The following is an 11,451-nucleotide window of genomic DNA, read 5'->3' as shown; positions in this document are numbered from 1 at the left end:
GGCCTCGGCCTGTCCCATTCCCCCTCGGCCACCCGTACGCGACTGCAAGGCTGGTGCTGCCGGCAGGGCGCCGGCCCGCCCCGCCAACGGGCGGCCGGATAGCCGGGACTGGTGACATGACCGATCAGGACGCGTACCAGCGGGCACTCGACAACGCCGAGCGGCTGCTCGGGCAGCCGTTGGTCCTGCCGCTCGGCGAGGGCGAGCCGCCGGTGGGGCACGACTTCCGTCGACTCGCCACAGAGCAGACCTTCGGCGCGGCCTGGCCCCGGGAGGGCCTGGACCTGCGCAGCCGGTGCCTGGTCTCGGTGGCGATCGCCGCCGCCCTCGGCACCCACGAGCCGCTGCGCGGGCAGCTGCGCATCGCGCTGACCTCGGGCGTGACCAGGGAGGAGATCGTCGAGCTGTTCATCCACCTGGCCGCGTACGCGGGGGCCGCTCGGGCCTTCGACAGCTACCAGGTGGTCGCCGCGGTCTTCGCCGAGCGTCGCTGAACGAGGCCGGTCGCGACAGCCGAGCGCCGGCGACCCGCGCCGGGCGGGTCAGCCGGTCGCCGCGGCCCGATCGGTCAGCAGCGCCGCGAGCAGCGCCAGGTCCACGCCGGTCAGGCTCTCCACCTGGTGTACGCCGACAGTGCTCGGCAACGCCACCTCCGCCGGTACGGCCAGCACCGCCGCGCCCGAGGCGAGCGCGCTGGCCACCCCGGTCGGTGAGTCCTCGATCGCCACACACCGCTCGATCGGCACACCCAGCAGCCGCGCCGCGGTCAGGTACGGCTCGGGGTGCGGCTTGGCCGCCACCACCTCGTCGCCGGCGACCACCGTGTCGAAGTTGTCCCGACCGAGGGTGTCCAGGGCGATCTCGACCAGCGCCCGAGGGCTGGAGGTGACCAGCGCGGTGGGGATGCCCGCAACGCGGACCGCGCGCAACAGGTCGAACGCGCCCGGCCGCCAGCGCAGACCGGTGCGGAACAGATCCAGGATGCGCGCGTTGATCCACGCCGCGCTGATCTCCGGATCCCGTTCGGGCTGCCCCAGATCGTCGTGCAGGATGCGCATCGACTCGGCCATGGCGGTGCCGATGATCGACTGGCGGGCGTCGACGGAGAGTTCCCCGCCGTACTCCTTCGCGAGTTCCTGCAACGCGACGTCCCACAGCTTCTCGCTGTCGACCAACGTGCCGTCCATGTCGAAGAGCACAGCGGCGGGGTGATGGCTGCTCAGCGGAACCTCCAGGGTCGTGACCGACACCGGCGATCCTGCCAGCACCCCCCGGGGCCGGTGGCGGCAACGGGCGCCAGGGTGATCCGGGCAACCCAGTTCAGCCCAGGTCGCACTCCTTCAGGGAACCCTCGTAACCCCGGAAGAACATGTCGGTGCGCTGCTCGGCGGTGCCGTGCGCCCCTTCCGCGAACCACGGCTGGTCCGGGTCGTCGCCGACCGCCGCCACCCCCTCCCGGAACTCGTCAAGGTCGCCCTCGGCGAGGGTCAGGGCCTCCGAGCGCACCGAGTCGCCGAGGTACGCCCCGGCCATGCAGTCGGCCTGCAACTCCTGCTGGATGGTGAAGCTGTAGTTGATGCCGAGCCGCACCTGGATGGCGTGCGCGTACTCGTGCCCGAGCAGGTAGAACACGAACGCGTCGCCGACCTGGCGGAACGCCGCCACCGACCAGGCGACGTCGTACGCGATGAAGTCGCCCTGCGAGCAGTAGACGGCGTTGTTGCGGGGCAACGCCTGACCGCCGCAGGACACCTCGCCCTCGCGCTGGTACGGGATGATCCGCCGGATCGGTCGGAACCGCTGCCCGGATTCCTTGAACTGGGCCGCCCAGTACCGCTCGGCGACCGCCTGCGCGTCGGCGACGTCCTGCTCGAACTCGGCGACGCTGGTGGTGCTGTCGGCCCGGGTGGTTCTCGGTCCCGGTGACGCTGCCGACTGGTTCGCCCCGGGGCGCTCGGCCTCCGGCTCGGCCAGGCCACCGCCTGCGCAGGCGAGGGAGACCAGGGCGGCGACCAGCAGGCCTGCCAGCGGGCCCCGCGCGTCGCGTCCGAACCGTGCCCCCACTGTGCCTCCCCAGACATCGGTGCTCAGGCTGGTAGTACCCCGACGACAGGACCGAAACGCCCGTCACCGGTTTCACGCAGGGCACGGCCGGACGGTTCACGCACTACCTGGTCAACCACCGGCTACGCCGCTCGTACGGCCAGTAGGGTCGCTCAACCGCCCGAATCCCGACCGCGCTGCCACGTGTCACCCTGGTCACCGTGCCGCTCGGCCTCGTACCGCTGCTGCCGCGCCCGAGCGTCCCGCCCGGCCCGAGGTTCGTCGCCCCCAACCTCACCGACCCGCCCCCGCCGCACCACAACTCCAAACGCCACCCCCGCCACGACGACAAAAACCCCCACCAAGACCCACACCACAGTCATCCCGCCAACCTAGGCCCCACCCACCACCCCTGAACCCCGGTGATCATGGAGTTGGCGTCATCCCACTCGGCGTGTCGTGACGCTACCTTCATGATCACCGGTTCTGGTGGGGGGCAGACCCGGGGGCGGTGGGGTGTCCGGGTGGGGGGTTGGGGTTCGACGTTTCCTGTGAGGCGCCGGGGTGGTGTCCTCGCAGGAGGAGGGGAAGAACCATGAAGTACATGATTTTGCTCTACGGGTCGCAGCAGGACTATGACGTGCTGTCCGGGCGGGCCTCTGACCGGCCGGCGATGTCGGCCGAGCAGATCGCGGCGATGCACCAGCACATGGAGACCTTCCACCAGACGCTGGCCGAGTCCGGGGAGTTGGTCGACGCCCGGGGCCTGAGCGAGCCGGTGCACGCCCGCCGGGTGCAGGTGCGCGAGGGGGCACCCGTGATCACCGACGGCCCGTACCCAGAGACGCAGGAGGTCCTCGCCGGTTACACCATCGTGGAGTGCGCCAGCTTCGACCGGGCCACCGAGATCGCCGCCGGCCTGGTCGACCCGGACGCCCCCGGTGGGTACGTGGACGTGCGGCCGGTGCTCGACGGTGTCGAGGACCTGGCCGGCTGACCCGGTGCCGGAGACTCCCGCCGAGGATCTGCTGCGCGAGCTGGCGCCGCAGGTCCTCGGCGCGCTGGTCCGCCGCTACGGGCACTTCGACACGGCCGAGGACGCGGTGCAGGAGGCGCTGATCGCCGCCGCGCACGGTTGGCCGCGCGACGGCGTACCGGACAATCCGCGTGGCTGGCTGATCACCGTGGCGTCCCGTCGGCTGACCGACCTGCTGCGTCGCGAGCAGGCCCGGATGCGGCGGGAGGACACGGTGGCCCGGTGGGTGCTGCCGGAGCAGTGGCGCGCCCCCGCCGCCGACCGTCCGCCGGCGGACGCCGACGACACGCTCATCCTGTTGTTCCTGTGCTGCCACCCGGCGCTGTCAGCGGCGTCGCAGATCGCGCTCACCCTGCGGGCGGTGGGCGGGCTGAGCACCGCCGAGGTGGCGCGCGCGTTCCTGGTGCCGGAGGCGACGATGACCCGGCGGATCAGTCGGGGTAAGCAGCGGATCCGTGACAGTGGGCTGCGGTTCGCGCCGCCCACCGGCGCGGAGCGCGCCGACCGGCTCGCCGCCGTGCTGCACGTGCTCTACCTGATCTTCACGGAGGGGTACGCCCGCACCGCCGGGCCCGGGTTGCTGCGCGCCGACCTGACCGCCGAGGCCATCCGGCTGACCCGGCTGGTGCGCCGGCTGGTGCCCGAGGATCCCGAGGTCACCGGACTGCTCGCGTTGATGCTGCTCACCGACGCCCGCGCGCCGGCGCGGATCGGCCCGCACGGTGAGCTGGTGCCGATGGCCGAGCAGGACCGCTCCCGGTGGCGCGCCCACCAGATCACCGAGGGCGTCGAGCTGATCACCGGGGCGCTGCCACGCGGGGTGGTCGGGGCGTACCAGCTCCAGGCGGCCATCGCGGCCGTGCACGACGAGGCGTCCTGCGCGGCGGCCACCGACTGGGCGCAGATCACCGCCCTGTACGAGGTGCTCCTCGGGATGTCCGACAACCCGGTGGTGGCGCTCAACCACGCGGTGGCGGTGGCCATGAGCCGAGGCGCGTCGGCCGGGTTGGCGCTGCTCGCCGACCTGGCCGACGACCCGCGTCTCGCCGACGACCCGCGACTGCCGGCCGCCCGCGCCCACCTGTGGGAGCTGGAGGGTGAGCGGCTCGCGGCGCGGGAGGCGTACCGGATGGCGGCAGCCCGCTCGACGAACCTGGCGCAGCAGCGCTACCTCAACGCCCGCGCGGAGCGCGTCGCGGGCGACCCGCCGCCCGCCGGCTGAGCCGCACCGTCCGTGCGGGTCACGGCCTGAGCCGGCACGCCGTGCGGGTCACGGGCTGGCGGCCAGGAAGACGAAGGCGGCCATCAGCACCAGGTGCACGCCGCCCTGCAACACGTTGGCCCGGCCGGGCACCACGGTGAGGACGGCGGTCACGGCGGTGAGCGCGAGGAGGGCGAGCTGGGTACCGCCGAGGCCGAGCAGCAGCGGGCCGTCCAGCCAGATCGAGGCGATCGCTATGGCCGGGATGGTCAGGCCGATGCTGGCCATCGCCGAGCCGAGCGCGAGGTTCAGGCTGATCTGCACGCGGTCGCGGCGGGCGGCGCGGGCGGCGGCCAGGGTCTCCGGCAGCAGCACGAGAAGGGCGATGATCACGCCGACGAACGCGTGCGGCAGGTTCGCCGCGGCCACACCGGCCTCGATGGTCGGCGAGACGGTCTTGGCGTCGCCGACCACCGCCACCAGCGCCACCAGCAGCAGCCCCAGGCTCATCAGCGCCGCGCGGGTGGTCGGCGGCTTGGCGTGCTCCTCCGCGTCTATCACCTGACCCCGGCTGTCGACCGGTAGGAAGTAGTCGCGGTGCCGGCCGGTCTGCACGAGCACGAACAGCCCGTAGAGCGCCAGCGAGGCGACGGCGGCGAAGGCGAGCTGGGCCGGGCTGAACTCCGGGCCGGGCCGGGCCGTGGTGAAGGTCGGGATGACCAGACTCAGGGTGGCCAGGGTGATCACGGTGGCCAGGGCCCCGCCGGTGCCCTCAGGGTTGAACACCGCGACGCGGCGGCGCAGCGCTCCGAGCAGTAGGGACAGGCCGAGTATCCCGTTACAGGTGATCATGACGGCGGCGAAGACGGTGTCCCGGGCGAGCGACTGGGTCTTCTCCGGACCGCTGATCATCAGCGTGACGATGAGGGCGACCTCGATCACGGTGACCGCGACGGCGAGCACCAGCGACCCGTACGGCTCCCCCACCCGGTGGGCCACCACCTCCGCGTGGTGCACGGCCGCGAGCACGGCACCGCCCAGCAGCACCGCGACCACCACGATGATCGGGCCGGGCAGGCTTCGTCCCCAGGTGACGATCAATACCAGAACCGCGAGCACGGGTACGGCGAAGGTCCAGTCGGTCAGGCGGGAGCGAAGCAGGGCGGCCATGCCGTAAAGAGTGCCAGGTCAGGTGATCATGTGCCCACCATCGACGCACGGATCTGCGGTGTCGACGGTCCACAACCGGCAAAACCCGTAACCTATAGGTTACGCTTTCGGGGTGGATGAGGTGGCCGTCGCGATCGCCGACCCGGTGCGGCGGCACATCCTGACCATGTTGCGCGCCGAACCCCTCTCCGCCGGCGACATCGCCCAGCGGTTCGCGATCAGCCGGCCCGCCATCAGCCGCCACCTGCGGGTGCTGCGCGACAGCGGGCTGGTCCGTGACGAGCTGGTCGGACGGCGGAGGATCTACCGGCTCGATCCGGTCCCGCTCGCCCCGCTGCTCGACTGGCTCACCGGGCTCACCACAGTCGACCGGTGGGGCCGGCACCTCGACGCGTTGGAGACCGAGGTCTATCGCACCCGCCGAGAGCGCCGCAGCCGCGGCCCGGCGGAGCATCGAAGGGAGCACACGGCATGACCCGCACACCCGCCGGACGCCTGTTCCAGACCGACACCGGCCACGATCTCGTCCTCACCCGAACCTTCCGCGCCCCGGCGGCGGACGTCTGGGCCAGCCTGACCGAACCGGAGCGTACGGCCCGCTGGTTCGGCCCGTGGGAGGGCGACGCCAGGCCCGGACGGACCATCCGGGTCCAGATGGCGTACGAGGAGCAGCAGCCCTGGTGCGAGATGCGCATCGACGTGTGCGAACCGCAGCAGCGCCTCGCCGTGTCGATGGTCGACGACTACGGCAGTTGGCTGCTGGAGCTGTCGCTGACCGAGACCGACGGCACCACCGAGCTGCGGTTCGTGCAGCACCTGAGCAGCGTGGAGGGCATCGCCGAGGTGGGCGCCGGTTGGGAGTACTACCTGGACCTGCTGGTGGCCTCCCGGGACGGCTCGCCCCGCCCGGAGTTCGACGACTACCACCCGGCCATGCAGCCCTATTACCAGGGGCTAATCGCCACGGCCGGCTAGGCGTCGAGCTCCCGCCGCAGCTTGGCGAACTCGGCGGTCAACGCCGGCAGCGGGAAGTGCGCGTTCAGGCCGCTGGGGTTCGGCAGCACCCAGACCTGGGCCGGCCCCAGCCGGTCCGGTCGCGGGCCCAGCCCGGCCTTCGGTCGGGCGAAGGCGATCCGGTACGCGGTCACCCCGAGGATGGCCACCCAGCGCGGCCGGTAGCGCTCGGCCTTCACCGCCAACCCGGTCACCCCGGCCACCAGCTCCTCCGACGTCAGTTCGTCGGCGCGGGCGGTGGCCCGGTTGCTCAGGCTGGTGATGCCGAGGCCGTGGCGCAGCAGCTCGTCGTGTTCCCACGGGTGCAGCTCGCGGTCGGTGAAGCCGCCGCCGTGCAGGGCCGGCCAGAACCGGCTGCCCTTGCGGGCAAAGGGCAGCCCCACGGCGGCCGAGTAGAGGCCCGGGTTGTAGCCGCAGAACAGCACCCGCAGCCCGGGACCGATGATGTCCGGCAGACCCCGGCCGGCCGCCGCCGCCACCTCCTGCGGGGTCGGCCGCCGCGCCGGCCCCGCACGCTCCGCGTCCACTCCACCGATCCTGCCGTACGCCGGGGTGTCGGACCCGGCGCACGGCGACGATCACGCCTTGACACCCTCAACGGATGCAGTCAACCGACCACCTCGCCGCCAGCCGTTACGCGCGGATGCGCTGGAACACTCCGCTCTCGCCGGAGCACGCCGCGTTGCTGCTGCAACGACTCGACGTGCGCCCCGGCGCGCGTGTGCTCGACCTCGGCTGTGGCTGGGGTGAGCTGCTGCTGCGGGCGGTCGCCGCCGGCGGTGTCTCCGGCCCGGTCGCGACGCGCGGCGTCGGCGTCGACAGCGACGAGGCCGCGCTCGCCAGAGGGCGGCGGCTGGCCGCGGGGCGGTCGCTGAACCGGCACGTCGCCTTCGTGATGGGGGAAGCGGCGGCCTGGCAGGAGCCGGCCGACCGGGTTCTCTGCATCGGCTCGGCACACGCCTTCGGCGGCACCGAGGCCGCCCTCGACGCCCTCGCCGCAGTGGTCCGACCCGGCGGGCGGTTGCTGTTCGGCGACGCGTTCTGGGAGCGGTCCCCCACGGCGGAGATCGCCGAGATCTTCGGCCCGGAGGTCCCGACCCTTCCCGGGCTGGTCGAGGCCGCCCGCCAGCGAGGCTGGCGGTTGCTGCACCTGAGCACCGCCGACCAGCGGGAATGGGACGACTTCGAATCCACCTGGCTCGCCGGTCGGCAGGAGTGGCTGCTGGCGTACCCGGAGGATCCCCGCGCGGCCGAGGTCCGCGCGGAGCTCGATGACCGGTTGCGCCAGTACGTCGGCGGCTACCGGGGTGTCCTCGGCCTGGGCTATCTCGTCCTCGGCCGCTGACCGTCGGCCCTTGACGCCGCTGGCTACGCTGCGCGTGGTGAGCGCCGGATCTCGTCTCGCCCTGCCCTGGCGGATCCTCGTGTTGGCCACCGCCGCCGTGCTGGTGTGGCTGTTCCTGGGCGCCCTGCTCGACCATGACTACGACCGGCCCACCCATGCGGTCGGGGCGGTCCTCACCACAGCTGTCGTCGTACCCCTGGTGGTCGTCGCCCGTCGCGTCCTGGACCGACGGCCCTGGGTCGACCTCGGGTTGCCGTCGCTGCGCGCCGGCTGGCGGCGTCTGCTGTTCGGCATGGCCTGCTGGCTCGTGCCCGCCGCGGCGGGGTTCGCGCTCTGCCTCGGTGTCGGCTGGGTCGAGATCAGTGTCCGGACGTCCGTCGGGGACGTGCTGCGGGTGGCGGCGCTGCTGGTCGTGCTGGTCTTCCTGAAGGAGGCGCTGCCGGAGGAGCTGATCTTCCGCGGGTACCTGCAACACAACCTCGCCACCCGGCTGCCCGCCGGGCAGGCCGTCCTTGGGCAGGCAGTGCTGTTCACAGTGTTCGGGTTCCTCGTCGGGGCGGCCAGATCCGTCGACCGACTGGCGCTCTTCTTCGTCTTCGCGCTGCTGCTGGGTGCCTTCCGCGCCGCCACCGGCGACATCTGGGCCGGCATCGGCCTGCACGTCGCGTTCCAGACGGTCGCTCAGCTGTTCGGCAACGTCGGGGCGGTCTTCGACGTGGTCGGCGCGGACGTCCTGGGCGTGGTGGCCATGGGGGCCATTCCGTTCTCGGTCAGCTGGTTGGTCCTGCGACACCACTACCGGGACGATCTGAACTGGCGCGCCCTCGCACCGCACCCGGTGCGCCAGAGCGGCTGAAGCTGGGCGTTTGGCCCACCGCACCGACCGGCGTGGGGAAGAGTGGCGGGCGAGAGCTGTCGTCGAGAAACGAGCGACGGCGCGGCGTCGTGCGGAGGTTTTCGGATGAGCGACACGTCTTCGGCCCAGCCCGCCCGCAACGTGGTCCTGGTCCACGGCGCGTACGCCGACGGCTCGTCCTGGTCCGACGTCATTCCGCTGCTACAGCGGGCCGGGCTGACGGTCACCGCGGTCCAGAACCCGCTGACCTCCCTGGCCGACGACGTCGCGGCCACCAACCGCGCCCTCGACCGCCAGGACGGCCCGACGGTGCTGGTGGGCCACTCCTGGGCCGGCACGATCATCAGCGAGGCCGGTAACCACCCGAGGGTCACCGCCCTGGTCTACGTCGCCGCCCGCGCGCCGGACGCCGGCGAGGACTACGCCGCGCTCGCGGCGAAATACCCCACGCCGCCGGCGAATGCCGGCCTCGTGCACCACGACGGGTACGCGCAGCTCAGCGAGAGTGCCTTCCTGGCCGACTTCGCCGGTGGAATCGAGCAGACCCGCGCCCGCGCCCTGCACGCGGTGCAGGGCCCGATCGCCAAGGACCTCTTCCAGGGCCGCACGACGACGGCCGCCTGGCGGGACCGGCAGTGCTATTACTCGATCTCCACCCAGGACCGCACGACCGCGCCGGAGCTGGAGCGGTTTCTGGCCGATCGGATGAACGCGACGACCATCGAGGTCGAATCGTCGCATCTGGCCATGGTCACCCACCCGGAGACGATCGCCGACCTCATCCTGATGGCGACCCGGGGCACCCGCAGCCCCGCGTAGGGCGGCAGAGGCTGGCCGCGCGACGGCCGGCCGACGTGGTGCTCAGGTCAGGCCGCACGCGGATCCGCAGTACGGGCAGAACGCGCGCTTGGCATTCGAGACGACCTCGATGTCGCACCGTGCGCAGTGGCCGTTCTCCCACAGGCCCTGGTCCATCCCGAGGTCCCCGTCGTAGTAGTCGCGGTCGGGCCAGGCGACCAGTTCGACGTTGAGGCCCGGTTCGACCTCGTCCTCGTAGTAGGTGACGCTGGCCAGAGTCAGCGTAGTTCGCATGCCGTACGCCTCCTCGGTGAAGTGCGGCAGGGCACGGCGCAGGACGTCGACCAGCTCGCGGACCGGCAGCGCCACGAGTTGCCCGGCGAGCCGTTCTCGATCTTCGTCGGTGGCCATGCCACCGACCATACGTCGCACCTCCACGCCGACGCCGGCCGTGCGCGGGCGTACTCGGGACCGAGCACGTGGGCTTGACGGGGCCTAGACATCGGAGGTTTACTGCGTCAACGATGCCAGTCGATGAATTGTGACCGTCCACTGTGGGTGGTTCGAGTCGTCGGCTGGTTTCACCGCCCCACCCCTGCACCCCCAACCACCCCGCACCACCTCAGCCGAGCATCGGCGGCCCGGCTTCCGCACCACCGCCATCGCGGCCTCCGGCCTGCCCGTGTGCACAGCCTGAGGTCGACGCTCAGCAGAGGAGCAAGACCATGCGTTCCCGTCCCCGCCTGTTGGCACTCGTCACCGGCCTGGCCGTCATGCTGGCCAGCCTGGTCGCCCTGCCGACCCCCGCCTCAGCGGCACCCCTGACCAAGGTCCTGGTGTTCAGCAAGACCGCCGGCTTCCGGCACTCGTCCATCCCCAACGGCATCGCCGCGATCCAGCAGCTCGGCTCGGCCAACGGCTTCACAGTGACCTCGACCGAGGACGCCGCCCAGTTCACCACCTCCAACCTGGCCCAGTACCAGGCGGTGGTCTTCATGTCGACCACAGGTGACGTCCTCAACGCCAGCCAGCAGAGCGCGTTCGAGTCGTACATCGCCGCCGGTGGTGGCTACGTCGGCGTGCACGCCGCGGCCGACACCGAGTACAGCTGGCCGTGGTACGGCTCGCTGGTCGGAGCGTGGTTCGACTCGCACCCGGCGATCCAGAACGCCACCGTGAAGATCGAGGACCAGACCAACCCGTCGACCGCCCACCTCGGCACCACCTGGGTCCGCTCCGACGAGTGGTACAACTACCGCACCAACCCCCGGTCCAGCGCACGGGTTCTGGCCAGCCTCGACGAGTCGTCCTACAGCGGCGGCAACATGGGCGGCGACCACCCGATCACCTGGTGCAAGGCGTACGGCGGCGGGCGTGCCTGGTACACGGGCCTCGGGCACACCGAGGCGTCGTACACCGACCCGAACTTCACCCGCATGCTGCTCGGTGGCCTCCAGGTCGCCGCGGGCTCCGTGACCGCAGACTGCTCGCCGCGCACGACGACCCCGCCGCCCACCGCCAGCGGTTCCACCCTGCGGGCCCGCGCCAACAACCAGTACGTGAGCGCGCCCAACGCCACCACCTCGCTGATCGCCAACAAGACCTCCGTCGGCACCACCGAGCGGTTCGACCTGGTCAACCTCGCCAACGGCAACGTGGCGCTGCGCGCCAAGGGCAACGGGCAGTTCGTCGCGGCCGAGAACGCCGGGGCCGCCGCGCTGATCGCCAACCGGGCCACCGCCGGCGCCTGGGAGACGTTCCAGCTGGTCCGCAACTCCGACGGCACGGTGAGCCTGCGGGCCACTGTGAACAACCGTTACGTCGCCGCCGACAACGCGGGCGCGTCCCCGCTGATCGCCAACCGGACCTCCATCGGTCAGTGGGAGAAGTTCGACCTGGTCACCACCAACTGACCTGGTCCCCCCGCACGTTCTCCACCACCCCACCTGGTCGTGGTGCGCCCCCGCGCGCCCGTCCCCCGGTCGTCG

At 72.0% G+C, this 11,451-nt stretch carries 14 protein-coding genes; 9 read left to right on the top strand and 5 right to left on the bottom strand.

What is annotated here, in order from left to right:
- Positions 1 to 116: 116 nt before the first annotated feature.
- Positions 117 to 494 carry a carboxymuconolactone decarboxylase family protein gene (locus tag FB453_RS05665; protein ID WP_145788096.1) on the top strand — a complete coding sequence of 126 codons (378 nt, stop codon included), beginning with the start codon at positions 117 to 119 and terminating at the stop codon, positions 492 to 494.
- Between the two features lie 48 nt (positions 495 to 542).
- On the opposite strand, the gene FB453_RS05660 is transcribed toward FB453_RS05665, so the two are convergent.
- Together FB453_RS05660 and FB453_RS05655 are read right to left on the bottom strand one after the other, a co-directional pair.
- Positions 543 to 1,199: an HAD family hydrolase gene (locus FB453_RS05660; RefSeq protein ID WP_112700579.1), complete on the bottom strand. Its 657-nt coding sequence runs from the start codon at positions 1,197 to 1,199 to the stop codon at positions 543 to 545.
- A 121-nt stretch (positions 1,200 to 1,320) separates the two neighbouring features.
- Entirely contained in the window at positions 1,321 to 2,064 is a 744-nt protein-coding gene (locus tag FB453_RS05655) for a neutral zinc metallopeptidase (protein WP_112726387.1), read from the bottom strand.
- A 574-nt stretch (positions 2,065 to 2,638) separates the two neighbouring features.
- On the opposite strand from FB453_RS05655, the gene FB453_RS05650 reads away from it, so the two are divergent.
- Complete coding sequence (locus FB453_RS05650; RefSeq protein ID WP_112587347.1) at positions 2,639 to 3,040, top strand: YciI family protein; 402 nt, start codon at positions 2,639 to 2,641, stop codon at positions 3,038 to 3,040.
- A 4-nt stretch (positions 3,041 to 3,044) separates the two neighbouring features.
- Complete coding sequence (locus FB453_RS05645) at positions 3,045 to 4,301, top strand: DUF6596 domain-containing protein (RefSeq protein WP_145788919.1); 1,257 nt, start codon at positions 3,045 to 3,047, stop codon at positions 4,299 to 4,301.
- A 48-nt stretch (positions 4,302 to 4,349) separates the two neighbouring features.
- Here FB453_RS05645 and FB453_RS05640 read toward each other — a convergent pair whose 3' ends face one another.
- Positions 4,350 to 5,450, bottom strand: coding sequence for a calcium:cation antiporter (locus tag FB453_RS05640; RefSeq protein WP_145788094.1), 1,101 nt, complete (start codon positions 5,448 to 5,450; stop codon positions 4,350 to 4,352).
- Between the two features lie 112 nt (positions 5,451 to 5,562).
- Here FB453_RS05640 and FB453_RS05635 point away from each other — a divergent pair, with 112 nt between their 5' ends.
- Together FB453_RS05635 and FB453_RS05630 are read left to right on the top strand one after the other, a co-directional pair.
- On the top strand, positions 5,563 to 5,925 hold the full coding sequence (locus FB453_RS05635) for a metalloregulator ArsR/SmtB family transcription factor (RefSeq protein WP_145788092.1): 363 nt from the start codon (positions 5,563 to 5,565) through the stop codon (positions 5,923 to 5,925).
- Complete coding sequence (locus FB453_RS05630; RefSeq protein WP_145788090.1) at positions 5,922 to 6,425, top strand: SRPBCC family protein; 504 nt, start codon at positions 5,922 to 5,924, stop codon at positions 6,423 to 6,425. The genes FB453_RS05635 and FB453_RS05630 overlap by 4 nt, the downstream gene beginning before the upstream one ends.
- Here FB453_RS05630 and mug read toward each other — a convergent pair.
- Complete coding sequence (mug, locus tag FB453_RS05625) at positions 6,422 to 6,991, bottom strand: G/U mismatch-specific DNA glycosylase (RefSeq protein ID WP_186718072.1); 570 nt, start codon at positions 6,989 to 6,991, stop codon at positions 6,422 to 6,424. The two genes, FB453_RS05630 and mug, sit on opposite strands and share 4 nt — an antisense overlap.
- 74 nt (positions 6,992 to 7,065) lie before the next feature.
- On the opposite strand from mug, the gene FB453_RS05620 reads away from it, so the two are divergent.
- From FB453_RS05620 to FB453_RS05610, 3 genes are all read left to right on the top strand, one after another.
- Positions 7,066 to 7,809 (top strand): SAM-dependent methyltransferase, encoded by a 744-nt coding sequence (locus tag FB453_RS05620; RefSeq protein WP_112737345.1) that lies wholly within the window; start codon positions 7,066 to 7,068, stop codon positions 7,807 to 7,809.
- 37 nt (positions 7,810 to 7,846) lie between these two features.
- Positions 7,847 to 8,665, top strand: coding sequence for a type II CAAX endopeptidase family protein (locus FB453_RS05615; RefSeq protein ID WP_186718071.1), 819 nt, complete (start codon positions 7,847 to 7,849; stop codon positions 8,663 to 8,665).
- A gap of 105 nt (positions 8,666 to 8,770) precedes the next feature.
- Positions 8,771 to 9,484: an alpha/beta hydrolase gene (locus FB453_RS05610; RefSeq protein ID WP_145788083.1), complete on the top strand. Its 714-nt coding sequence runs from the start codon at positions 8,771 to 8,773 to the stop codon at positions 9,482 to 9,484.
- A gap of 42 nt (positions 9,485 to 9,526) precedes the next feature.
- Here the strand turns inward: FB453_RS05610 and FB453_RS05605 are convergent, their stop codons facing one another.
- Positions 9,527 to 9,874, bottom strand: coding sequence for a hypothetical protein (locus tag FB453_RS05605; protein WP_145788081.1), 348 nt, complete (start codon positions 9,872 to 9,874; stop codon positions 9,527 to 9,529).
- Positions 9,875 to 10,236: 362 nt separating this feature from the next.
- Between FB453_RS05605 and FB453_RS05600 the strand changes: the two genes are divergently transcribed.
- Positions 10,237 to 11,376, top strand: coding sequence for a ThuA domain-containing protein (locus FB453_RS05600; protein WP_225855254.1), 1,140 nt, complete (start codon positions 10,237 to 10,239; stop codon positions 11,374 to 11,376).
- Positions 11,377 to 11,451 lie beyond the last annotated feature (75 nt).

The sequence above is a fragment of the Micromonospora sp. CNZ322 genome (assembly GCF_007827755.1).
This window is presented reverse-complemented; position numbering and strand designations above follow the sequence as displayed.